Below are 25,018 nucleotides of genomic sequence, written 5' to 3' on the forward strand. Positions count from 1 at the left end.
TAAATCCTTATGCCTGCAACTCTAACAGGCAGACATATTCGTCCCCCTTTTGCCCGTAAGTAAAAATATGATGAGACGGATACAATAATTCCAGCCGTCGGCTGAGGTTTTGAAGCCCTATACCGGAACCGCTCTTGTCCTGCCCGTTATCTTTCGGGAAGTGGCTGTTGCGGATGGAGCAGACGATCCGTGTTCCTTCCTGGTGAATCTTCAGGTCGATAAAAGAGGGTTTGTTGTGACTTACCCCATGCTTGAAAGCGTTCTCGATCAGGGAGATGAAGAGGAGAGGTGCCACTAGGGTTTCAGGCGTGGCAGCCGATATGTCGGTAGTCAGTTTCACATGTTCCGGCAGGCGGATACGCATCAGTTCCACATAGTTCCGGATAAAGTCGAGTTCCTTCTCCAACGGAACCATCGGCTGGCTGCTGTCGTAGAGCACGTAGCGGAGCAGGCGGCTCAGGTCGTGCACGGCCTCTTGCGCCCTCTCCGGGCTGAAAGCGATCAGACTGTAGATGTTATTCAACGTGTTGAAGAGAAAATGCGGGTTCAACTGGCTCTTTAGGTTCTGCAATTCCGCTTCGGCACGGCTTTTCTCCAACTCCCGGCGCGACGATTCCATCTGATACCAGCTTCCGGTCATCTTGATGGCGACGCTTAGCCCTGCCACCAGCATATACAGCATGGCGTTCACCATAAAAAAGCCGACTATCTCCTGCCATTCCCTTTCCGGTCTCGGATGTGCCCATTCGGGGTGCGGGAGCAGTTCGAACATCAGATGGACGGCTCCCATTGCAGCGGCGATCAGTACGACATTGCATAGCAAGAATTTCCAGGGATGCTTCGAGAACAGGAAATGGTCGATCAGCACAAAATAGTTGGCATAGAATACGAGCACGAACGACAACGGGACGATCATGGAGCGCATATAGCTCAGAACTGTCACCGTCTGCGACTCGCGTCCGGTGAAGAAGAATGGCAGCCCGAAGAGAATCGCCCAGGCTGCAATATGAATCAGTTTCCCCATCCCCTTAAAGGGGGGAGCCGGTAGTGTCTGCATTGTCTCTGTTGTTTCCATTTCTGCAAAGATAATGTTTTATTCATACCGTATGGCCTCTATCGGGTCGAGCTGTGCCGCCTTTTTGGCCGGATACCATCCGAAGAATACACCGGTGACGGTACATACGGCGAACGACAGGATGACGCTCCAAGGCTGGATGAAGATCGGAAAGTGGGCGACCCCGTTCACGACAAGGGCCGCGCCCACTCCAAAGACTACACCTATCAGACCACCTGTCACACTGATCAGGATGGACTCGATCAGGAACTGTGCCAGGATGTCTATGCCTTTTGCCCCGATACTCATGCGGAGGCCGATCTCACGTGTACGCTCGGTTACGCTGACGTACATGATGTTCATAATCCCTATACCGCCTACGAGCAGCGAAATACCCGCCACAGCCGCCAACAGCACGGTCATCATATCCGTAGTGCTTGTCAACATTGTGCTCAACTCCTGCTGGCTACGGATGGTAAAATCATCATCGTCGCTTTCCTTCAACTTATGGTTGCGGCGGAGTATTTCGGTAATCTCGTCGATGGCCTGGTCGGTGTATTCCTCTTTGAGAGCCGAACAGGTAATGCCTTGCAGATGGGTGATGGCCAGGACCTTTTTCTGAATAGTTGTGTATGGAGCTAAGATTAGGTCGTCCTGGTCCATTCCCATGCTGTTGTATCCTTTGCTTTCCAGCACGCCTACAATGCGGAAAGGTAATTTCTGAAAACGTATGACCTTGCCTACCGGGTTGCCGCCGTCAGGGAAGAGGTTGTCGACGACGGTTTTGCCGACCACGCATACTTTGGCAGCCGTTTGGATATCCTGTTCGGTGAACATGTCACCGTCTTCGACTTTGTAGCGTCGTATCTCCAGGTAGTCGGGACTGATGCCGTAGACTGTGGTCGGAGCGTTGTTGGCACCGTAGATCGCCTGTCCGCTACTGTTGACGGAAGGAGAGACGGCTGAGACAAAGCGTGTTTCATCCACAATGTTTTCGTAATCTTGCAGCTTCAGGGTTTCCATCGCGGAGGCGTCCTGCCGGACACCTCCCCGCACGTCGGCCCCCGGATGTATCATGATCATGTTGGAACCCATCTCGCTGATCTGTGCCTGGATGCTTCGCTTCGAGCCTTGTCCGATGGCAAGCATCGTGATTACGGAGGCTACGCCGATAATGATCCCCAGCATTGTGAGGAAGCCGCGCAACTTGTTGTTGGCGAGTGCCCGGACGGCTATTTTTATTAGGTTTGTTCCGTTCATTGTAAATAATGTGCGAATGTGAATAGTTATTAATCTTCATTCTTTGGCAACTGTGCCAATGCTTCCGCTGCGTTCAGGATATTCTTGTTGACTGTATCGGAGGTGACATGTCCGTCGCGCAACGTGATGTTGCGGCTGCTGTACTGGGCGATCTCCGGGTTGTGAGTCACGAATATGATGGTACGTCCCTCGGCATGCAGTTTTTGAAAAAGGACCAGTATCTCGAAGGAGGTACGGGTATCGAGATTTCCGGTCGCTTCATCAGCGAGGATGACGGCGGGATCATTTACCAGTGCCCGGGCGATGGCGACGCGTTGCATCTGTCCGCCGGACATCTGGTTGCTCTTATGCATCAGCCGGTCGCCCAGACCGACGGCAACCAGCGATTCGACAGCTTTCTTATGGCGGTCAGCTGCACTGTAGGATGGGTTGTACATCAAGGGTAGCTCCACGTTCTCGACTGCTGTCGTTTTAGGCAGCAGATTGTAATTCTGGAAGACGAATCCGATCTTGCGGTTGCGCAGGGTGGCACGAGCATTTTTGCCCATTGTGCGGACCGATGTGCCGTCGAGGTAATATTCCCCGCTCGTCGGTGTATCCAGGCAACCCAACGTGTTCAGCAGGGTGCTCTTGCCGGAGCCGGATGTCCCCATGATGGTGACAAATTCTCCTTCGTATATTGTGAAGGAGACGCCACGCAAGGCGTGGACTGTTTCGTCTCCGACCTTAAAGTCGCGCTTGATGTTATCTAATTTGATTATCTCTTTCATATTGTTGTACTCCTTGTTTGGGAGGGCAGGTTGGGAGCCTGCTCCTACTTGGCATTCTTTTTATTCTTGTTGCTTCCCGGAGGGCCTGGCATGAACGGGCTTCTTTCCGTTTCGGCTTCGGCGACTGGGGCTGCGAAGGAGGCTTCGAGATCGACAACCAACTCTTCGCCTTCGTTCAGGCCGTCGGTTATCTCGATCATGTTTCCGCTGGTGGAACCTACGGAAACGGCTTTCGGTTTCAACTCCTGTCCGTTCTTGATCCATACGAGACGTTTCCCGGCAGGGGCTTCTATGCCGGCTTCGGAGATGATGTATCCCTGTTGCGTCAACATTGGTGCATCTGGCACGAAGCGGAGCGACTTGGTCGGGACTGTCAGCACGTTATCGCGTTCCAGCGTGAAGATCGTTACGTTGGCTGTCAGGCGTGGCTTCAATTTCAGGTCGGGATTGTCGGCTGATATCACTACTTCATAAGTAACGACTGTTGAGGTCGAAGTGGAAGAAGAACTGCTGGTGCTTTCGCTGTCGCCGAGGCGGATTTGCATGACTGTGCCTTCGAATACGTCGTTCGGATAGGCGTCGACGGTGAAGGAGACGCGTTGCCCGTTTTCTACGTTGCCTATATCGGCTTCGTCTACGTCTGCGATCACTTGCATTTTGGTCAGGTCGGCCGCGATGGTGAACAGAGTCGGGGTTTCGAAACCGGCGGCCACGGTCTGTCCTTCTTCAACGGCACGGTTGATCACGACACCATCGATCGGGCTGGTGATAGTTGCATATTCGAGGTTACGGTTCACTTTGACCATTGCCGCCTGGTTCTGTTCGTAGGCGGCTTTTGCCTTCTCGTAGTTGTATGTGGACGTTTCATAGTCCGAGTCGCTGATCAGTTTCTTTTCGAAGAGGATCTTGTTGCGGGCATAATTCTTCTGCTGGTACTCGTATTCGCTTTTGCTGCTTGCCAGCTGTGCCTCGGCGGATGCGAGTTCGGCTTTCAGGTTGACCTTGTCCATTTCGGCGATCAACTGCCCTGCTTTGACTACGTCGTTGTAGTCTGCATACAACTTGTCGATGATGCCGGATACCTGCGTACCGACTTCAACTTCCGTTACCGGCTCGACTGTTCCGGTTGCCGTTACCGTGTTCGAGATGGAACTGCGGCCCACTTTGGCGGTTTCGAGTTGGATGCCGCCTTTCGATGTTTTGCCTGTGAAGAACCAGATGCCTCCGGCTACGACCAGTACACCTACTATACCGATAATTAGTTTCTTCTTGTTCATATTTTTATCTGTTTTTATTTCTTTTTTGATAACGGTCCCTTTTGCAAGGTCCCTGCCGGAGTGAATCGAAGCAGGGACCGAAACAAAAAGAGAGTGAATATATTCATTAGTGTTTCACCCGAATCGTGTTTTAGAATAAATTGATCTCTTCTCCCTGGTAGAAGCGCAATAAGCCTGCGTTCAGTATGGCCGTATATTTGGCCTGGAGTGTTTCCTGCTGTGCGCTTAACAGATTATTTTTTTCTGTGAGCAACTCTACTGTATTTTTCATGCCGACGTTAAACTGTTCGCTGACGAGAGAGTAACTGGTTTCCGTACTCTTCAACTTCTGTGAAGCTGCCACGTATTGCTGCTGTGCACTGTTGGCAGCCAACCAGAGGTTTTCGATAGTCTTGTAGAGTGTCTTCTGGTTGTCCAGCAGGTCCAGCTGGCTGGTCTGCTTTTGCAACTTAGCCTTGTTGATGGAACTTTTTGTCTGCCGCTTGTCGAAGATGGGGATGCTGAGAGTCAGTCCCAGCGAGTTGTTCCAGTTCCGCTTGACCTGTTCGCTGAAACTGAAGTCGCTGCCGTTGGCATTCGTGCTTCCGATGCCTGCGCTGAGGCTTAAGGTCGGGAGGTAGCCTGCACGTGCCATCTTGATGCTCAGGTCCGAGGTTTCTACGTTCAGCTTTCCTGCTTCTATTTCGGGACGGAGGCTGAGGGCGGTGTTGTAGACATCATCTTTTGAGGGGAGTGGAGTCAGGACGTTGCTGTCATCCAACTGTGGCAGGTAGAGATCCATCTCGATGTCTCCGTCGAGTTCCAATAGCTGCTTCAGTTGCAATTTGTAATCCTGCAAGGTCGCTTCGGAAGTCACTAACTGGTAGTTGTCGCTGCTGACTTGTGCTTCCAATTGGGCGAGGTCGCTCGAAGCAATGCTCCCGACGTTGAACAGTACCTGTCCCCGTTCGTATTGTTTCCGGCTTACTTCCAGTGTCGACCGGTTCACCTCGACGGCTTCGGCGGAATAGAGGATCTGCACATACAGTTGGGTGATATTCTCTTCGATCGAGTTTTCGCTTTCGTCCACGTTCAGCTCGGCGATGCGGTTGTTCAGCTTTTGCTGCTTGACGGTGTTCACCCGCTTGCTGCCGTTATACACGGTCCAGTTGGCATCGATGCCATAGCTACCGTTGTACGAAGTCTTGCTTTCGCTTGTCGTGATGTTATCGCCGCTGATGATGGTGCCGCTTGCACTGTTCGGGCGGTTAACGATTCGCTGGCTGATGTTTCCGCTCAGGGAGGGTAGGAAATCCGCCTTGGCTGTCTTTACGTCTTCTTGGGCACTTTCAGCACTGATACGGTTTCGCTGTATGGTGATGTTATGCTCCAGCGCATAATCGATGCAATCGCGAAGCGTCCATTGCTTGGGTGCGTTTCCCTCTGCTTTCATCCCGGCGGGCAGGAGGAGCAGGCAGGAGAGGAGTATGGAAGAAATCTGTTTCATGATGCTTTCGTTTTATAACCTGACAATCTTTTTACCTTTTTACGAAAGCAAAACTACAACGAGATGAAAACCTGCACAATCAGATTAGAAAAAGAGGTGTGTTTCCTCGACAAAGGAGGAATTTCTATCGATGAAAGGGGTGTCAATAAAAGACAATTCCGGCAATCCCTGCCAGGATGATCATCAGGATCGGATTGATCTTGAACTTCCAGGTGAGGATGAATGCGCTTCCGAAGATCAGGAAGCTTTTATAGTCGATGAAGTTCTCGCTGTTCATCAACAGCAGGGCGGCGGCGGCAATCAAGCCGACTGTAGCCGGACGAAGGCCGTAGAACGCGGCTGCTACATATTTGTTGTTCCTGAATTTGGCAAAGGCGTATGAGATAGCCAGCACTAACAGGAAAGAGGGTAGGCAGACGGCAAATGTCGTCAGGCAGGAACCTAAGATGGCCATCGCGGGCGAATAGCCGGCGTTGTGGATGGCTGTATAACCGATATAAGTTGCACTGTTGATCCCGATCGGGCCGGGTGTCATCTGTGAGATTGCGACGATATCTGTAAATTCCTGTGATGAGATCCATCCGTAGCGGTCCACCACGTCTGCCTGTATCAAGGAGAGCATTGCATAGCCACCACCGAAACCGAATATTCCGATTTTCAGATATACATAAAATAATTGCAACCAGATCATATCAGTCTTTCTTTATTTTCAGTCCGTAAACAAGTCCTCCTATGATGGCAGCCAGAATAATCCACACAGGAGACAATCCTCCCTGCCAGATCAGCAATGCGGCAGCGATAGGGATAATCAACTCTTTGTAACTCATCTTGATCGAACGTGCCGTTGTCAGACAAGGTACGGCAATCAGGGCAACGACCGCCGGACGCAATCCTTTGAATGCTTTCTCTACCCATACGTTGTCTTGGATATGGGTGAAGAACAAGGCGATCGCCAATATAATAATAAAAGAGGGAAGGATGCTTCCCAAAGCGCAAACAACGCCACCCGGCACTTTTTTTAGCTTATATCCTACAAAAATAGAGATGTTCACGGCAAAAATGCCGGGCAAAGATTGGGCTACGGAGAAGAGGTCGATAAAATCTTCTTTCGAAAGCCATCCTTTATCTACCACTTCCCGCTGTATCAGGGGCAGCATTGCATACCCCCCCCCGATAGTGAAAGTCCCTATTTTGACGAATGTCAGAAAAAGTGTCCAGTACATAATCCTTTAGAATAAATCTGAATGATAGGAAGTATTATCGATAATAGGTTTACCGTCCCAGTTCTTTTTCGTACCGTTGGTCGTCGTTGATGAGGCGCAAGGCTTCCTGGAAGCTTTCGTTGTCGTCGTTGATGACCTGGAAGTATTCGGCCATATCATACAGGTCGCGTGCGATAAGCGCCTTGATCTGAAGCATGATAAGCGGTTTGGAACGGTTGTATTGCTCTTCGTTGAATTCGATCTTGTCATCTTTAGCCAGTGTGACCAACTCCTGCATCATGTCGTCTGTTACGTTGAAGTTCTGCTTGTATTGGGCGAACTTCGGATATTTCTTGTTCAGTTCGGCACGATGGCGGTCCAGATAATTCATGGCGATGCGGTTCACCAAGCCGGCGGCTACGACGCTACGATGATAGTCCGTGTAGCGGGACGTGTCGACCGGGATAAAGACATCCGGCATGATACCTCCACCGCCATACACGATGCGTTTTGTCTCCAACGTATTGTATTTCATCGAATCGGGGAAATGAATGCTGTCCTCGCTCATCAGCTCGCCCCGGTTGTAGCGGTCGATCAGGTCATGGTTGTATTGTTCCTGGTTGCCGTTGACATACGGTTTTTGGATGGAACGGCCTGTAGGCGTATAATAGCGGGCAACCGTCAGGCGGATCATCGAGCCGTCAGGCATCGGGATCGGTTTTTGCACCAGCCCTTTTCCGAACGTACGGCGGCCTACGACAACGCCACGGTCCCAATCCTGCACTGCGCCGGAAAGGATTTCACTGGCGGATGCGGATGTCTCATCTACCAGTACGACCAAACGTCCCTCTTCAAAACCACCACGAGCCGAAGACTTGGCTTCTTCGCGCGGTTGTTTGTTTCCTTCGGTGTAAACGATCAACTTGTCTTTACCTAAGAACTCGTCGGCCAGGTCGATCGCGATATTCAGATATCCCCCGCCATTCCCCTGCAAGTCAAGAATCAAGTTCTTCATTCCCTGTTTCTTCAGTTTCTCCAATGCTTCCCGGAATTCGTCGGCCGACGAGGCGGCAAAGCGGTTCAGTTTGATGTATCCGGTAGTCTTATCCGCCATGTAAGCGGCATCCAGACTGTATACCGGAATCTTTCCACGTGTGATCTTGAATTCGATCAGGTCGGGTACTCCGCCGCGCAGGACCTTTACCCGCACTTCCGTATTCTTCGGGCCACGCAAGCGTTTCATCACATCCGTATTCTTCATCTTGACGCCGGCAATCAGCGTGTCGTCCACCATGATGATGCGGTCACCGGCCATCAGACCGACCTTTTCCGAAGGTCCGCCGGGAATTACCTGGATCACATATAAAGTATCTGTCAGCATATTGAACTGGATACCGATCCCGTCGAAATTCCCCTGCAACGGTTCCGTCATCTCTTTCGTCTCTTCCGGGTCCGTATAGGTAGAGTGAGGGTCCAGCTTTTCCAACATGCCGACGATGGCATCCTCCACCAGCTTCGTTTCACTTGTAGAGTCTACATATAGATTGGAGATGGCATACAGGGCCAACTGGAGCTTACGGGCATCTATGTTGTTGCCGCGCTGTGCCGACATCGAAGCGGCAAACACACTCAATATAAGGAGTGGAAGTAAAATTCGTTTCATTGTATTGTATTTTAATAAAGGTTTGTTCCTTTCGGCACAAACTGGGAAATATCTTTTCCGTAACGCAGCAACTCCCGCACGATGCTGGAGCTGATATGCGTATGTTCCGGTTCCGTAAAAAGAATAAATGTCTCGATCCCGCTCAGCTTGCGGTTCACGTCGGCTATGCTCTTTTCATATTCGAAATCGTTCACCGTACGAATGCCGCGCAGGATAAAGCCGGCATTCATCTGTTGGGCGAAGTCGACCGTCAGCGAGTCGTACGACATAACCCGTACGCGCGGCTCGTCCTTGTAGAGATTCCGGATTGCCTCCAGCCGTTTCTCCAGCGAGAAATGAGTACGTTTCGTGTCGTTGATACCGATCGAGATAATGATCTCGTCCACCAACTCGAGTCCGCGGCTTACCAACGATTCGTGCCCGATCGTGAAAGGGTCGAACGTTCCGGGGAAAAGAGCGATACGTTTATTGTCAATTGACCACATCTTCTTCTACAACTAAGTTATCAATGATAAAGTTCTGTCGCTCCATCGTATTCTTGCCCATATAGAACTCCAGCATATCTTTTACGAGGTCCTCTTTCTTCATGGTAACCGGGTCCAGGCGGATATCCTTTCCGATAAAATGCTTGAACTCGTCCGGCGAGATCTCTCCCAAACCTTTGAATCGGGTGATCTCGGCGTTTTTCCCGGCGGCGGCGATTGCGTTCACGCGCTCTTCCTCGCTGTAGCAATACCAGGTCTTCTGTTTGTTGCGTACGCGGAACAACGGCGTTTGCAGGATATAGACATGGTTCCGCTTGATCAGGTCCGGGAAGAACTGAAGGAAGAAGGTGATTAGCAACAAGCGGATGTGCATACCGTCCACATCGGCATCGGTCGCAATGATCACTTTGTTGTAGCGCAAACCTTCCAGTCCGTCTTCTATGTTCAAGGCGGCCTGTAGCAGGTTGAACTCTTCGTTCTCGTACACGATTTTCTTGGTCAGCCCGAAACTGTTCAACGGCTTACCACGAAGGCTGAACACCGCTTGCAGGTTCGGATCGCGGCTTTTCGTGATAGAACCGCTTGCTGAGTCTCCCTCGGTGATGAAGATGCAGCTGTCTTCCAGATTGTCGCCTTTCGTGTCGTTCAGGTGGATACGGCAGTCGCGCAGCTTCTTGTTGTGCAGGTTTGCCTTTTTCGCCCGTTCGCGGGCCAGCTTGGTCACCCCGGCAATTGCCTTGCGCTCTTTCTCCGATTCTTGGATCTTGCGTAGCAGGGCATCCGATGTCTCCGCATTCTTGTGTAGATAGTTGTCCAGTTCCTTCTTGATGAAGTCCCCGATAAACTTGCCGACCGAAGGCCCGTCCGGTCCCATGTCTTTCGAGCCTAACTTGGTCTTTGTCTGACTCTCGAATACTGGTTCCTCCACCTTGATGCTGATGGCCGCCACCACGCCGGCGCGGATGTCCGAGTATTCGAAGTTCTTGTTGTAGTATTCTTTTATGACACGTCCCAACGCCTCGCGGAAGGCGGAAAGGTGCGTGCCTCCCTGTGTCGTATGCTGGCCGTTGACAAACGAGTAATATTCTTCCCCGTACTGGTTACTGTGGGTAATGACTACTTCTATGTCTTCTCCCTTCAGGTGGACGATCGGATATAAAGGCTCTGTCGTCATGTTCTCGTTCAGCAGGTCCACAAGGCCGTTGCGTGAATGGAACTTCTTGCCGTTGAAGATAATCGTCAGTCCGGAGTTGAGGAACACATAATTCTTCAGCAGGCTCTCGATATATTCGTCTTTATACTGGTAATCCTTGAATATCTCCTTGTCCGGGATGAAATAGGTAAGCGTCCCGTTTGCCTCCTCCGTCGGGCAGATCGGGGCTTCCTCTGTGATGACCGCCTTGCTGTATTCCACTCGCTTGCATTCGCCATCGCGATGGCTGGTGATCAGGAAGTAGCTGCTCAGCGCATTTACGGCCTTGATACCGACTCCGTTCAATCCGACTGACTTTTTGAAAGCCTTACTATCGTACTTCGCCCCGGTATTCATCTTGCTGGAGACGTCGACCACTTTGCCCAGCGGAACACCGCGGCCATAGTCGCGTACGGAGACGGTGCCTTCTTCAACGGTCACTTCTATGGTTTTACCGTAACCCATCATATATTCGTCGATGGAGTTATCCAGCACCTCTTTCAGCAATACATAAATACCGTCATCGGCATAACTACCGTCTCCTAACTTCCCGATATACATACCGGGACGGCGACGGATATGTTCCATCCAGTCAAGCGTCTTGATATCGTCATCGTTGTACGCTGTCGGCTGTTGCATTGTTGAATTTAGTTCGTCCATTTTGAAAATTGAAAATTGAAAGTTGAAAATTGAAAGACTGGGAATAAGAGAATAAAGAATCACTTTCCCCTTTCAACTCTTCCCTTTCAACTGTTTAATGTATGCTCTTCTTGTCTTGTGATGTTCGCGTTTGAAATAATCCCACTGTGCCTGTACGGCATTGTTTGTTTCCAGCTCCGGATTGCTTTCTGCATAAACGGCTCCGACGCTCTTGTAAACAGGAATCAGGTCGTTGAACAGCAACGCGTTCACACCCTTGCTCTGATATTCCGGCAAGACTCCCGTCAGGTAGAGGTCGATCACTTTCGGCTTGCTCTTCAAAGCCTTCAGCAGGTAGATCCAGCCGAATGGGAAAAGATGCCCTTTCGCTTTCTGCATAGCCTTGGATAGGTTGGGAAGCGAGATGCCAAAGCCAACCACTTCGTCATCTTCCTCGCGGACGATAAGCGTCACCAGGTCGTAGCGAAGCATCGGAATGTACATATTAATGTAGTAGTCGATCTGCTTTTGGGTCAGACGTGCGAATCCATATAACGGTGCGTACGATTCGTTCAATGTCTGGAATACCTTCTGTGCGTACGGCATGATCGATTTTGCGTTCTTGAACTTCATTACCTTCAGCCCGTATTTCTTCTTTACGATCTCACCGATACGCAAATGTTTTTCCGGCACTCCGTCCGGTATATAGATCTTGAACTCGTGCCAGTCCTGGTCTTTCGTATATCCCATACGCTCCATTTGCTTCGGATAGTAAGGATAATTGTAGATGGTCGCCATCGTTCCGATCTGGTCGAACCCTTCGATCAGCATTCCTTCGTGGTCCATATCGGTAAAACCCATCGGCCCGTGCAGCGCGTCCATGCCTTGCTCTTTCGCCCATTTCTCTACGGCACCGAACAAAGCATCCACTACTTCAACGTCGTCGATAAAGTCGACAAACCCGAAGCGTGCATGTTTCTGATTCCACGTCTCATTGCTCCGGCGGTTGATCATCCCTGCGATACGTCCCACAACCTTCCCGTCTTTATATGCTAAAAAGTAGATGGCATCACACACTTCGAACGCCGGATTCTTCTTTTTATCCAACGTCACCATCTCTTCTTCGATCAGGCCGGGCACGTGATACGGGTTGCCTTTATATAATTCGATATTGAACTTTACGAACTTTTTGAGTTCCTTCTTACTGGTAACTTCTTTAATTACTACGCTCATCGGTCATTTAGTTTGAACGGCAAATTTACACAATTAATTCATTTTTAGTGCCGGTTGGCAGGAAGAAATTGTTTTCTCTTCTTGATTATGTGAAATCTTCGGCATCAATTTTGTGTTCGATGTAAGTGTAATTTGTTTTCGGCAATGTCGAATATGTTTTTGACAATGTCGTGTATATTTTCGACAACGTAGAGTATATACACGACAACGTCGAAAACAGATTACACTTGCACCGGAATTGAAACGGGCCGTAATGGTTGGCCGGTGAAATGGAAGGGATTGTGCTTTTTTATCTCTGTCTCGATCCTTTTGTACAAATAACTCGATTTTAAAGTGTGTAATGATTCCAATTTCTTATCTTTGTGGCGTTTTCGTTATTTCCTGTATGGGAGTGACGAACCTGTGTGTACTCCAAACTCTGCTTGGAGGCATTGATATCTAACATTTATTTGATTATAAAATCATGAAAATAGCTATCGTCGGGACAGGTTATGTGGGACTTGTCACCGGTACTTGTTTTGCAGAAATGGGAACCGAAGTTTTCTGCGTCGATGTAAATGCCGAAAAGATCACAAACCTGAAACAAGGTATCATCCCTATCTACGAACCCGGTCTTGAAGAGATGGTCCACCGTAACCAGCAAGCCGGCCGTCTCCATTTCACAACCGATTTGACAGAATGCCTGAACGAGGTCGAAGTCCTTTTCAGCGCTGTAGGTACTCCTCCCGACGAAGATGGCAGCGCCGACCTGAAATATGTGCTCGAAGTAGCCCGTACCGTTGGGCGCAACATGACCAAACATCTCCTTGTCGTGACGAAGAGCACCGTTCCGGTAGGTACGGCCCGTAAGGTGCGTGAGGCGATCCAGGAAGAGCTGGACAAACGAGGTTTACCGATCGAGTTCGATGTCGCTTCGAACCCCGAATTCTTGAAGGAGGGGGCGGCTATCAAGGACTTTATGAGTCCGGACCGTGTGGTGGTAGGCGTCGAATCGGAGCGTGCAAAGGAGCTGATGACTCGCCTGTACCGTCCGTTCTTGTTGAATAACTTCCGTGTGATTTTCATGGATGTACCATCCGCCGAGATGACGAAATATGCGGCCAATGCCATGTTAGCTACCCGTATCAGCTTTATGAACGATGTCGCGAACCTGTGTGAGATTGTCGGCGCCGATGTGAATATGGTGCGTAAGGGGATCGGCTCGGATGCCCGTATCGGCAATCGTTTTCTGTATGCCGGTATCGGCTATGGAGGTTCCTGTTTCCCGAAGGATATAAAAGCGTTGATCAAAACAGCTAATTCTAACGGTTACCGCATGCGTATTTTAGAAGCGGTCGAAGAGGTCAACGAAGAGCAGAAATCCATCTTGTTCCGTAAACTGGATGATTATTTCAAGGGTGATCTGAAAGGCAAGCGTGTCGCTATGTGGGGCTTGGCCTTCAAGCCGGAAACGGACGATATGCGCGAAGCTCCTTCTCTGATCCTGATCGATAGATTATTGGCTTCCGGTTGCGAAGTGTATGTCTACGATCCTGTCTCGATGGAAGAAACCCGCCGTCGCTTGGGAGACACCATCCATTATGCCAAAGATATCTATGATGCGGTAGTGGATGCCGACGCCCTCCTGCTCGTCACGGAATGGAAAGAATTCCGTATGCCTTCCTGGTCGGCTGTCAAAAAACTGATGGCAACCCCTCTGATCTTGGATGGCCGGAATATTTACGATGTAAAGGAATTGGAGGAGAATGGGTTTGTTTATCATTGCGTAGGAAGATAATGGATAATCCGAGCTATTGGTATTTGAGAAGCAGATTGCAGATCATTTGTCAGAAGGATGAAGTATCAGTTTAAAAATAATATATAGAGAGGATGGATAAAAACGAAATATTACAAGCTATCAAGACAACAGCCAAACAGATTATGCCCTCTGGTACGCGAGTGATTTTGTTTGGCTCGCAAGCTCGTGGAGATGCTCGTGAAGATTCTGATTGGGATATTTTGATTCTTTTGAATAAAGAAAAGTTGGACAATTCAGATCATGATAACTATTCTTATCCTTTGTTTGAGTTGGGATGGAATATCAATGCTCAAATACATCCCATGCTCTATACCACAAAAGATTGGTTGAAGCGAAAATTCTCTATCTTGTATAAAAACGTAGAGCAGGAGGGAATTGAGTTATGTTGACAATGGAGGAACTATTGACATTGGGAAAAGGGAGCTTGGATCATTAATGAATACGTCCGATAGTCTTAAAAACTAAAACCATGACAAAGAAAGAAGCAATCAAAATCTTTGAAGAAAAGAAAGTACGTACCCTTTGGGATGACGAGACGGAGGAATGGTATTTCTCTGTTGTTGATGTAGTGAGTGTGCTTACGGACAGTGAGAACCCACGTAGGTATTGGAGTGATTTGAAACGGAAGTTATCCGTAGAGGGGAGCCAGTTGTACGCTCAAATCGTACAACTGAAATTACCATCAGCAGACGGTAAATATTATAAAACAGATGTCGCCACAACGGAACAGTTGTTCCGCCTGATCCAATCCATCCCATCCCCTAAAGCCGAGCCGTTCAAACTCTGGATGGCACAAGTCGCCAAAGAACGTTTGGACGAGATGCAAGATCCGGAACTGACGATTGACCGGGCAATGAAGGAGTATAAAGCGTTAGGTTATTCAGATCATTGGATCAACCAACGTTTGAAAAGCATCGAAATCCGTAAAGACCTGACGGACGAATGGAAACGGCATGGTCTGCAGGAAGGTGTACAGTTTGCAACTCTTACGGATATTATTTATCAAACTTGGTCCGGTAAAACCTCTAAAGAATATAAACGTTTTAAAGGTTTGAAGAAAGAAAGCCTCCGCGATAATATGACGAACACCGAGCTTGCCCTCAATATGCTGGCAGAAGCGGCTACTACGGAGTTGTCCAAAGAGAAAGACCCGCAGCATTTTGAAGAGCACGCCCAAATTGCCCAACAAGGCGGAAAAGCAGCTGAAGCTGCCCGTAAACAGTTGGAAAGCGACTTGGGACATTCGGTGATTTCTCCGCTGAATGCGAAGAGTGGGTTGAGATTAGAAAAGAAAAAAGATAAAGAATAATAGATGGCAGAACAGACATTGAAAGAAAAGACGGCGAAGGGACTCTTTTGGGGAGGATTGAATACAGGTATTCAGCAGATATTGAATGTTGTATTTGGGGTGTTTTTAGCCCGTTTATTATCTCCTGGAGATTATGGTTTGGTTGGAATGTTAGGTGTTTTCATGGGGATTGCAACTGTTTTATTTGATAGTGGTTTTGGTTTGGCTTTGATAAATCGGAAAGAAGTAAAGCATGATGATTATAATTCTGTATTTTGGTTTAGTTTTTTAGTCGGAGTTATTTGTTATGTGGTTCTTTTTTTTTCTGCTCCACTCATAGCTGATTTTTTTGGACATATTGAATTAATTGATTTATCACGTATTCTTTTTCTTTGGTTTTTAATAGGCTCTACTTCTGTTGCACCAAGTGCAATGTTAATGAAGAAAATGATGTTTAAAGAGCGTGCAAAAGTCGATATCTGTGCGATGATATTTTCTGGTGTCGTGGGAGTTGTATTGGCTATTAAAGGTTTTGCCTATTGGGGAATTGTAATACAAACTGTGGCGAATAGTTTGGTTGGTACTGTTTTACGTTGGTATTATGTGTCATGGCATCCGACTTTAACTTTTAAAATTGCTCCCTTAAAGGAAATGTATGTGTTTGGAATAAAAGTTTTTTTGACAAATGTATTCAGCCAAATTAATGCAAATATATTTTCTATTTTGTTAGGTCGCTTTTATAAACCTGAACAAGTGGGATATTACACGCAAGGAAATAAATGGATGAATATGGGATACTCTTTTGTCTGGAATATGATAGGAGGTGTTTCTTTGCCTGTTTTGACAGAAGTTGTTGCTGATGTTAAAAGACAACAGAATGTGTTTCGTAAGATGTTACGTTTTGTGTCTTTTATATCCTTCCCTTCAATGTTAGGATTGGCTTTAGTCGCACAAGAATTGATCGTAATAGGAGTTTCTGATAAATGGTTGCCTTGTGTTCCTATTATGCAATTATTATGTGTATGGGGAGCTGTGGCGCCTATTGGCAATTTGTATAGCCATGTATTATTGAGCCATGGTAAATCCGAGTTGTATTTATATTGTACGATTTTTTTAGGTGTTTTTCAATTGATCGTTGTTATCTGTATGTTACCTTTTGGTGTCTATTATATGGTTTTAGCATTTGTTGTAGTAAATATATTGTGGCTATTTGTTTGGCATTATTTTGTAAATAAATGTATTGAAGTTCATGTTTTAGATGTATTAAAAGATGTTCTTCCATTTTTTTCTATTACTATTGCTATATTAGGTGTTACCTATTTTATTACAAAATCAATTGAGAATATATATATGCTTTTTATAAGTAAGGTAATTGTTGCGGTATTTTTGTATTGTATGTCTATGTATTTGAGTAATTCTGTGATTTTTAAAGAATCTATATCTTTTCTCTTAAAAAAAAATAATTAGTTATAAAATTAATATTCTAGATAGTATATATAATCATGGATGGAAATATGAAATATGCATTATTAGTTAATACTTGTGATAAATTTGAAGATTGTTGGATCCCATTTTTTTCTCTTTTGAAAAAATATTGGCCAGATTGTTCTGGTAAAATATATTTAAATACAGAGTATAAATCTTATGTCGATGGAGAAATAAGTATTGAATCTATATGCGGATGTATAACAAAACAAATACCTGTGAAAAAACGAGCTACATGGAGCCAATGTTTACGCTGGGCTTTAGAAAAAATAGATTATGATATTATTTTGTATATGCAGGAAGATTACTTTATAAAAAGTAGAGTAGATAATAATTGTGTTAATTACTTTGTGGATTTGATGAAAAATAATTCTGGCATAGACTGTATACAGTTGACTCCAGGGGCTGTAAAACATAAAGGTAAATCAAAATATGAAAAATTAGATGTTGTAGATAATACTTATTGGAGTACTATTTCTTGTCAGGCTTCATTATGGAGACGTGATGTTTTATTGAAATATATTCGAGATTATGAATCAGCATGGCAGTTTGAATGGTGGGGTAGTAAGCGGGCTAAGATTTTAAATGATAATTTTTTTGTTGTGAGTGATAGTTGGGTAGTGTCAGGAAAATACGAAATTATTCCTTATATTATTACTGGAGTTATAGGAGGTGCTTGGTATAAACCTGTTGTTGAATTGTTCAACAACAATAATCTACATGTAGATTATTCGCAAAGAGGATTTTTTGAAGAAAATAAATCTATAACTTGGTTTGAAAAACAGAAGCGAAGATTTTTTCAATTACCGGTGGAGGTAAGGAACTTGTGGAACTTGTTTTGGCTAAAAAGAAAGATTTGATGAGAAAGATAACATTAGTTCCAATAGGAGGACTTGGTAATAGGATAGAAGCAATTAGTTCTGTAATAGCATATTGTCATGCACGAGAAATATATCTAGAAGTCATTTGGTTTAAAGATCATGGGTTAAATTGTGATTTTGACAATTTGTTTATGATTAATAAATCATTGAAGAATATAGAAATACGGAATGCAAATATAGGGGATCTATTTTTGAGAGATAATCCTCGGAGGAGAAATTTTTGGATACCTTTTTTATTTGAATATATTTTGTATGACAAGTGTATTTATTGTTCTAAAGGAGATTTTAAAGTTCAAGATATAAATCCTGAGTTGGATACTAGTTTGGATTTATATAAGAGTATATTTATGGTAAGTTGGGGAGATTATTGGACAGGTTATCCTGTTTTTCAATGGTTGAATTTAAATTTGGATGTAGAGACTAGAATAAAAGAAATAATGAAATGCTTTTCTGAAAATACAATTGGATTACATATTAGAAGAACTGATAGCTTGATTGATACAGAATATAGTCCTACAGAATTGTACATTAATATCATTAATAAAGAGATTGAAAAAAATAATGATGTTAACTTTTATTTGGCTTCAGATTCAGTAGAAGAAAAGGAACAACTCGTAAGTATGTTTGGAGATCGCATTATAACTTCTTGGAATATAGTTGAGAGGAATACTAAAGAGGGTATTATTGATGCATTTGTAGAGATGAATGTTTTATCAAGAACATCAAGGCTTTATTCAGGAAATAGCTCTTTTGCTCGAATGGCGTCAAGAATGACAAATATTCATCATATAATATTGGATTCGAGAACTATTTAAATGAAACGTTTAGTTTGTCTATTTTCATCGATATCTTCTGATATTTATTTTCGGGACATGTTTTTAGTTCCTTATTATATCGGTTTGAAACATAACTATTCTGTTTCTTTGGTATATCATGGAAAAAAAGGGGAGAAGGATTCTTTATATAAAGGAGTACAAATGATACCTTTACATTATAAGGGAGGTTATGATTGTTTCTCTTTTCTGAGTGAATGGTATTTTTGTTGGTATATATTGAAAAATGCAAAGAATATAGATTGTTTAGTTCGTTTTCATTTCTCATATCAAACAGCAATCATTGGTTGGATTTATAAAAAAGTGAATCCGAAAGGCTTTTTTTACATAAAGGGAGATGGTTATGGGGCGTGGTTGGCTTTGTTTCGGGAGAAATCTTGGTTTAAAGGAACTTCCAAACGTGATCAGAAATGTTGGCCTGTGAAGTGGAAAAATAGGATTATCCGTTTTATTTTGAATAAGATGTGTCAATTGGCCGATAAGGTCTCAGTTGAACTTCCTGAAATATTTGAATGTCTATCCCGTGAAAAAGCATTCAAAGAGCGTCCTGAAAAGTTGAAGTTAATGTTTAATGGAATAGATGAACGTTCTCTATACGCTTATGGAATTAGAGAGTTTGATATTGTAGAAAAAGAAAATGTTATTTTGTCCGTTGGTCGTCATGGATCATGGCAAAAGAATACGATGATGTTTCTAAATGCGTTATCACAAGTTGATTTGAAAAATTGGAAAGTGTTTTTTATTGGAACTGTAGAAACACATGATTGCCTATTTCAGCGTGAAATAGATGGATTTTTTGAGAAAAATCCATCTATGAGAGAACAAGTTTGTTTTATTGGTCCAATCTATAATCAAAAAAAACTGTATGAATATTATAACAAAGCTAAAGTATTTGTTCATACAGCATTATATGAATCGTATGGAATTGTGTTAGGTGAGGCATTCCGATTTAAAAATTATATTATATCGACTCCAGTTGGTATAGCGCCTCAGTTAATAAAGCATGGATATGGATGCTTATGTGAATGTAACAATGTAAATCAACTTGTAAAAATCTTGCAGGATGTAATAGATGGAAATGTGAGTTTAGAACAATTGTTCCAGCAGGTAAAAATTTTAAATAAAGCATTTTCGTATGATAATGAAATTGATAAATTAGGAAATTTTAGAATAGAATGAATATACAATCAAGTATAACAGTTACCTCTCCTCTTCTTCCTCCCTTAGAAGAGTTTACTCCTTGCTTGGAAGATATTTGGAAACGTAAGTGGCTTACCAATAACGGGCATTATCATCAGGAGTTGGAGAAGGCACTTTGCGAGTATTTGAAAGTTCCTTATATCAGTCTGTTTACAAATGGAACTTTACCATTGATATGTGCTTTGCAGGCAATGCGAATTACTGGAGAAGTAATCACAACTCCGTATAGTTTTGTTGCAACAACGCATGCTCTTTGGTGGAATGGCATTAAGCCTGTTTTTGTGGATGTGGATCCATTAACCGGGAACATGGATCCAGATAAAATAGAAGCAGCCATAACTCCTAAAACAACTGCTATCATGCCTGTTCATGTTTATGGGCAGCCTTGTGATATAGAACGTATTCAAGAAATAGCTGATACCTATGGGTTGAAGGTTATTTATGATGCAGCCCATGCTTTTGGAGTGGAAAAAGATGGTATTTCTATTCTTAATGCAGGCGATATGGCAACATTGAGTTTCCATGCTACTAAAGTGTATAATACGATAGAAGGTGGGGCTTTGGTTTGTCATGATGCACAGACCAAACAACGTATTGATTACATTAAGAACTTTGGTTTTGCCAATGAAACAACAGTTGTTGCTCCAGGTATTAATGGTAAGATGGATGAACTTCGTTCTGCATATGGATTATTGAGTTTGAAATATGTGGATGAGGCTATAGAGAAGCGTCATCAAGTTGCTATATGTTACCGGGAAGCATTGAAAGATGTTCGGGGTATACGTTATTTGGATGATAGTTTCGGAGTAAAACATAATTATTCATATTTTCCGATTTTTGTTTCTGAACGTGAATATGGGATGAGTAGAGATGCTTTATATGAGAAAATGAAATCAGTAGGAATATATGGTAGACGATATTTTTATCCATTGATTAGTACATTCTCGACATATAAAGGCCTGGAGTCTTCTCGAAAAGAGAATTTGCCTAATGCATATAAAATGGCCGATGAGGTGATTTGCTTACCCATGCATCATGATTTGAATCAAGCGGACATAGAGAAAGTTTTGAATAGTATTATGTATAGATTATAATAAAGTGTGAAAATATGTATTTATCAGATATAGCGCAATCAATAAAGCCTTCTTTGACAAGACATTTATTTAATTTGGCAAAAACCTATGATGATGTTATAGATTTTACCTTAGGTGATCCGGATATTCCTCCTCATCAAGCTATAAAAGATGCAGGATGTAGAGCTATTCAAGAAGGGAAAACTCGTTATTCTCAGAATGCGGGATTATTAGAACTTCGTGAGGTGATTAGTCAATGTTACAAAAGGAAAGAGCGTATAGATTATCATCCTTTGGATGAGATAATAGTGACAGTGGGAGCAATGGAAGGCCTTTATCTTTCTTTGCTTTCTCTTTTAAATCCAGGAGATGAAGTAATAATACCAGCCCCTTATTATGTGAATTATGAGCAAATGGTGCAGATGTGCCATGCAAAACCGATTATAGTGGATAATCCTGACGGAGAAAAATTAGGGTTTAAGGTTGAAGATGTCGAGAATGCAATAACTGAGAAAACTAAAGTGATTATTATCAACACTCCATCCAATCCATCGGGAAAGATAATTCCTGTTGAGAAAATTGAAGCATTGGCTACTTTAGCTAAACAATATGATTTAGTCATCATTTCGGATGAGGTTTATAAGTGCTTGATTTATGCTGATTCTAAATTTAAAAATATTGTAGAGATAGAAGGTATGCGTGAAAGAACTATATTGGTAAATAGTCTTTCTAAAGAATTCTGTATGACAGGATGGCGTATAGGTTATGTTCTTGCTCCTGCAGAAGTAATTGCAGCTATGACAAAATTCCAAGAGAATGTAGCTGCTTGTGCACCCTTACCTTCCCAATATGCGGCTATTGAAGCATTAAGTGGAGAGAATGATTACTCTGCGAATATGGTAAATATTTTTACTAAACGTAGAAATATTCTTGTTGATGGTATAAATAGAATTCCAAAACTTTCTTGTGAGGCTCCTGAGGCTACTTTCTATTTAATGGTTGACATATCTGAGACAGGAATGAAGTCAGAAGAATTTGCGATTGCCTTATTAAAAGCAGTTCATGTAGCTGTTGTCCCTGGAATAACATATGGTAGAAGTTGTGACAATTATGTCCGGATGGCTTTTACTTTGGGGGAAGATAAAATTCAAGAAGGGATAAAAAGAATACAAACTTTTATAAACCAATTGCCTTTATGAAAAAAATATTAATGCTTGGTGGTTCCCTCTATCAAGTATATGCAATAAAAGAGGCAGTCCGTTTAGGATATTATGTCATATCATGTGATTATCTGCCGAATAATCCGGGGCATAAATATGCACATGAATACTATAATGTTAGTACAACTGATAAAAATGCAGTTTTAGAATTAGCTAAAAGACTACAAGTGGATGGTATCGTTGCGTATGCCTCTGATCCGGCTGCGCCAACGGCTGCTTTTGTTTGTGAAAAGTTGGGATTACCGACAAGCCCATATAGATCTGTTGAAATCTTATCTAAAAAAGATCTGTTTAGACAGTTTTTAGCAGATAATGGCTTTAATGTTCCTAAAGCCCAAGGTTTTTCTTCTTACGAAGAGGCTTTGTCTGCAGTGGATAAATTTGAGTTGCCGGTTATGGTCAAACCTGTTGATTCTTCAGGGAGCAAAGGTATTAATAAAATGACAGATATATCCCAGTTGAAAACATTTGTGGATGATGCTTTAAGTTATTCTCGTGATAAACGTTTTTTAATTGAGGAGTTTATAGAGAAGAAAGGATATCAAATATCTGGGGATGCTTTTAGTGTTGATGGAAAATTAGTTTTTCATTGTTTTGGGAATGAATATTATAGTAGTAAAGTGAGTAAGAACTTTGCTCCTTTGGGAGAATGTTGGCCTTTTTTGATGGATGATTCAATCGTTTTTCGTTTGCATTCTGATTTGCAAAGATTGATATCTCTTTTAGGGATGAAATCTACAGCATATAATGTAGAAGCTATTGTTGATAAAAATGATAATATATACATATTGGAATTGGGGGCTCGAAGTGGAGGAAGTTTAATTCCTCAAATTACAGAATGCACGACGGGTGTAAATTTGGTAACTTATGTTATAAAGGCTGCTATGGGTGAAGATTGTAGCGATCTTCATATGGAGTTGCCAAAGGGGTGTTGGTCCAATTACATGGTTCATGCAAATGAGACAGGTAAATATGTAGATACTGTTTTTGAAGATAGTTTTAAGGAGAATAATTTGGTAGAATTTGTCACAGATATAAAAAAGGGAGATCAAGTTCATAAGTTTCGGGACGCACAAGATGCATTAGGAACTTTGATTGTTAAGTATAAGGATACGGAACAGATGCTTGACATGATTTGTAATATGGATAATTTTGTCCAGGTAATCGTAGAAAATAATTTATGAATAACGAGATTGGTGGATATTTTGGTTTAGAACTGAGGAAAAATGATTTTTTTCTACATTCAGATGGTATATTGCTAAATAGTGGTAAAAATGCTTTAAGATATATCGTAGAATCAATTAATGACATTAACCATATTTGGATTCCATATTACACTTGTGATATAATCTTAAAACTTATTAAAGAATTAGATATTCCACATTCTTTTTATTCTATCAATGAAAAACTGGAAATAAGTAAAGATATATTCTTGTCAAAAGGAGACTATCTTCTGTTTACAAATTATTATGGGATTAAGGATTCTTATATTAAAGATTTATTTCAAAAATATAGAGATCAGTTGATTGTAGATAATGCGCAAGCATGGTATGCAAAAACATTGATAGGATGTAAAACTTTTTATAGTCCTCGTAAATATGTAGGTGTTCCAGATGGAGGGATAGCATTTGTAAATGAAAGAATTAGGATTGATCGATTAGAACAGGATATATCGTATGACAGATGTAAACATTTATTGAAGCGTTATGATTTAAGTGCTAATTTAGGGTATATGGATTTTAAACAGAATGATATTGATCTCTCTTCAGCTCCAATGCTGCGTATGTCTAAACTTACATATCAAATTTTATCATCAATAGATTTTAGGGTGATAAAGAACAGAAGGATTTCAAATTTTGAATTAATGCATAATGCGTTAGGTCGTAAGAATCAGTTGTTAATACCTGAAATGAATTACTCTTGTCCAATGGTTTATCCTTTTTTGTCGCAAAATAATTCTTTAAAACAACATTTGATAAATCATAAAATATATGTAGCAACGTATTGGCCAAATGTTCTTGAGAAATGTGACAAGAAGTCTTTTGATTATCGATTAGCCGATAATCTTGTTGCTATTCCCATTGATCAAAGATATGGAGAGGAGGATATGGAATATATGATCAATTTGATTTGTAAATATGCATAAAAAAGTTGTATTGATAGGAGGCAAGGGGTCTTGTGTTGATATTGCTGAGGAAATTGAAGATGCTCGTGGCCGCTATGGTATGGATATAGAAGTTCTGGGATTTGCTTTTGATGATCCTGCATATAGATGTGGTATAAATGACTGGCCTGTATTATGTGGAACACATCAGGCTTGGTCTCTTTATAAAGATGATCCATCTGTTTTTTTTGTATTTGGTATGTTTCGCTATGATATTGCTAAAGAAAGGTTTGCGTTACGGGATAGTTATGGTATTCCCCTTGAACGTTTTTTAACTTTTATTCACCCATTAGCGTATGTGTCTCGAAGTGCAAAAATTGGTCTTGGATCAATTATTCTTTCTTGTGCAACAATAAAGAACAATGTTACGTTAGGTTCTCAAAACTTTATAAATTCAGGAGTTAATTTAGACCATGATACTGTTGTTGGTAATGATAATTTTTTTGCAGCTCATACATGTATAGGATCTGGCATAACTATTGGTAATGTTAATTTCTTCGGTTTAAATAGTAGTGTACGTACACCTGTGACAATAGGTTCTTATAATCAAATAGGTATGTGTGCAAATGTTCTTTATGATATTGGAGATAATTATGTTATGATAGGAAATCCGGCAAAACCATTAGTGAAGGAGTAGTTGTTGATAAATGTAAATGACATAATCCAAATTTGATATTTTTGTCAAGAATAAAATAACATAAAAGGAATAGTACTAAATGGAGTGATTGGGCTTGATTATTGTTTTAATTATTGCAAATTGTGATTTTGGGATTCAAGAATGGCTGTATTTTTTGGAAAATGGATGAGATATTTTA

At 42.9% G+C, this 25,018-nt stretch carries 23 protein-coding genes; 12 read left to right on the forward strand and 11 right to left on the reverse strand.

The features are described 5' to 3' along the window. Positions 1 to 7: 7 nt before the first annotated feature. The 11 genes from NQ564_RS16500 to NQ564_RS16550 all read right to left on the reverse strand — a co-directional run bounded on the left by NQ564_RS16500 (position 8) and on the right by NQ564_RS16550 (position 12,261). Positions 8 to 1,075, reverse strand: a complete 1,068-nt coding sequence (locus NQ564_RS16500) for a sensor histidine kinase (protein ID WP_008147040.1) — start codon at positions 1,073 to 1,075, stop codon at positions 8 to 10. 18 nt (positions 1,076 to 1,093) lie between these two features. Next, on the reverse strand, positions 1,094 to 2,314 hold the full coding sequence (locus NQ564_RS16505) for an ABC transporter permease (protein WP_008147041.1): 1,221 nt from the start codon (positions 2,312 to 2,314) through the stop codon (positions 1,094 to 1,096). Between the two features lie 29 nt (positions 2,315 to 2,343). Beyond that, positions 2,344 to 3,084, reverse strand: coding sequence for an ABC transporter ATP-binding protein (locus NQ564_RS16510; RefSeq protein ID WP_008147042.1), 741 nt, complete (start codon positions 3,082 to 3,084; stop codon positions 2,344 to 2,346). 44 nt (positions 3,085 to 3,128) lie between these two features. Beyond that, positions 3,129 to 4,361, reverse strand: a complete 1,233-nt coding sequence (locus NQ564_RS16515) for an efflux RND transporter periplasmic adaptor subunit (RefSeq protein ID WP_008147043.1) — start codon at positions 4,359 to 4,361, stop codon at positions 3,129 to 3,131. A 130-nt stretch (positions 4,362 to 4,491) separates the two neighbouring features. Further along, positions 4,492 to 5,847, reverse strand: coding sequence for a TolC family protein (locus NQ564_RS16520; protein ID WP_008147044.1), 1,356 nt, complete (start codon positions 5,845 to 5,847; stop codon positions 4,492 to 4,494). A gap of 142 nt (positions 5,848 to 5,989) precedes the next feature. After that, a complete protein-coding gene (locus tag NQ564_RS16525; RefSeq protein WP_008147046.1) occupies positions 5,990 to 6,538 on the reverse strand; it encodes a chromate transporter in 549 nt (182 codons plus the stop codon). 1 nt (position 6,539) lies between these two features. After that, a complete protein-coding gene (locus NQ564_RS16530; RefSeq protein WP_008147047.1) occupies positions 6,540 to 7,070 on the reverse strand; it encodes a chromate transporter in 531 nt (176 codons plus the stop codon). Positions 7,071 to 7,119: 49 nt separating this feature from the next. After that, positions 7,120 to 8,712 carry a S41 family peptidase gene (locus tag NQ564_RS16535; RefSeq protein ID WP_008147048.1) on the reverse strand — a complete coding sequence of 531 codons (1,593 nt, stop codon included), beginning with the start codon at positions 8,710 to 8,712 and terminating at the stop codon, positions 7,120 to 7,122. Positions 8,713 to 8,723: 11 nt separating this feature from the next. Continuing rightward, on the reverse strand, positions 8,724 to 9,197 hold the full coding sequence (coaD, locus tag NQ564_RS16540) for a pantetheine-phosphate adenylyltransferase (RefSeq protein ID WP_008147049.1): 474 nt from the start codon (positions 9,195 to 9,197) through the stop codon (positions 8,724 to 8,726). Continuing rightward, on the reverse strand, positions 9,184 to 11,049 hold the full coding sequence (locus NQ564_RS16545) for a DNA topoisomerase IV subunit B (protein WP_008147050.1): 1,866 nt from the start codon (positions 11,047 to 11,049) through the stop codon (positions 9,184 to 9,186). Before NQ564_RS16545 ends, coaD begins: the two co-directional genes overlap by 14 nt. Before the next feature lie 72 nt (positions 11,050 to 11,121). After that, positions 11,122 to 12,261, reverse strand: a complete 1,140-nt coding sequence (locus tag NQ564_RS16550) for a hypothetical protein (protein WP_008147051.1) — start codon at positions 12,259 to 12,261, stop codon at positions 11,122 to 11,124. A gap of 463 nt (positions 12,262 to 12,724) precedes the next feature. Here NQ564_RS16550 and NQ564_RS16555 point away from each other — a divergent pair, with 463 nt between their 5' ends. The 12 genes from NQ564_RS16555 (at position 12,725) to NQ564_RS16610 (ending at position 24,840) form a co-directional block, all read left to right on the forward strand. Beyond that, positions 12,725 to 14,038, forward strand: a complete 1,314-nt coding sequence (locus tag NQ564_RS16555) for a UDP-glucose dehydrogenase family protein (protein ID WP_008147052.1) — start codon at positions 12,725 to 12,727, stop codon at positions 14,036 to 14,038. Positions 14,039 to 14,130: 92 nt separating this feature from the next. After that, positions 14,131 to 14,448 carry a nucleotidyltransferase domain-containing protein gene (locus tag NQ564_RS16560; RefSeq protein ID WP_008147053.1) on the forward strand — a complete coding sequence of 106 codons (318 nt, stop codon included), beginning with the start codon at positions 14,131 to 14,133 and terminating at the stop codon, positions 14,446 to 14,448. Between the two features lie 80 nt (positions 14,449 to 14,528). Beyond that, positions 14,529 to 15,368 (forward strand): BRO-N domain-containing protein, encoded by an 840-nt coding sequence (locus NQ564_RS16565; protein WP_008147054.1) that lies wholly within the window; start codon positions 14,529 to 14,531, stop codon positions 15,366 to 15,368. Positions 15,369 to 15,371: 3 nt separating this feature from the next. Further along, on the forward strand, positions 15,372 to 16,814 hold the full coding sequence (locus NQ564_RS16570; protein ID WP_008147055.1) for a lipopolysaccharide biosynthesis protein: 1,443 nt from the start codon (positions 15,372 to 15,374) through the stop codon (positions 16,812 to 16,814). A 35-nt stretch (positions 16,815 to 16,849) separates the two neighbouring features. Then, positions 16,850 to 17,692 carry a hypothetical protein gene (locus tag NQ564_RS16575; RefSeq protein WP_008147056.1) on the forward strand — a complete coding sequence of 281 codons (843 nt, stop codon included), beginning with the start codon at positions 16,850 to 16,852 and terminating at the stop codon, positions 17,690 to 17,692. Then, positions 17,692 to 18,528 carry an O-fucosyltransferase family protein gene (locus tag NQ564_RS16580; RefSeq protein WP_008147058.1) on the forward strand — a complete coding sequence of 279 codons (837 nt, stop codon included), beginning with the start codon at positions 17,692 to 17,694 and terminating at the stop codon, positions 18,526 to 18,528. The genes NQ564_RS16575 and NQ564_RS16580 overlap by 1 nt, the downstream gene beginning before the upstream one ends. Further along, complete coding sequence (locus tag NQ564_RS16585) at positions 18,529 to 19,725, forward strand: glycosyltransferase (protein ID WP_081450192.1); 1,197 nt, start codon at positions 18,529 to 18,531, stop codon at positions 19,723 to 19,725. Next, positions 19,722 to 20,840, forward strand: coding sequence for a DegT/DnrJ/EryC1/StrS family aminotransferase (locus NQ564_RS16590; RefSeq protein WP_008147060.1), 1,119 nt, complete (start codon positions 19,722 to 19,724; stop codon positions 20,838 to 20,840). Before NQ564_RS16585 ends, NQ564_RS16590 begins: the two co-directional genes overlap by 4 nt. 14 nt (positions 20,841 to 20,854) lie before the next feature. Next, a complete protein-coding gene (locus NQ564_RS16595; protein ID WP_008147061.1) occupies positions 20,855 to 22,018 on the forward strand; it encodes a pyridoxal phosphate-dependent aminotransferase in 1,164 nt (387 codons plus the stop codon). Continuing rightward, positions 22,015 to 23,223, forward strand: coding sequence for an ATP-grasp domain-containing protein (locus NQ564_RS16600; RefSeq protein WP_008147062.1), 1,209 nt, complete (start codon positions 22,015 to 22,017; stop codon positions 23,221 to 23,223). Before NQ564_RS16595 ends, NQ564_RS16600 begins: the two co-directional genes overlap by 4 nt. Then, positions 23,220 to 24,185, forward strand: coding sequence for an aspartate aminotransferase family protein (locus tag NQ564_RS16605; RefSeq protein ID WP_217802991.1), 966 nt, complete (start codon positions 23,220 to 23,222; stop codon positions 24,183 to 24,185). The genes NQ564_RS16600 and NQ564_RS16605 overlap by 4 nt, the downstream gene beginning before the upstream one ends. Then, entirely contained in the window at positions 24,178 to 24,840 is a 663-nt protein-coding gene (locus NQ564_RS16610; protein WP_008147065.1) for an LbetaH domain-containing protein, read from the forward strand. The genes NQ564_RS16605 and NQ564_RS16610 overlap by 8 nt, the downstream gene beginning before the upstream one ends. Positions 24,841 to 25,018 lie beyond the last annotated feature (178 nt).

The organism is Parabacteroides johnsonii DSM 18315, from assembly GCF_025151045.1.
Classification (GTDB): domain Bacteria; phylum Bacteroidota; class Bacteroidia; order Bacteroidales; family Tannerellaceae; genus Parabacteroides; species Parabacteroides johnsonii.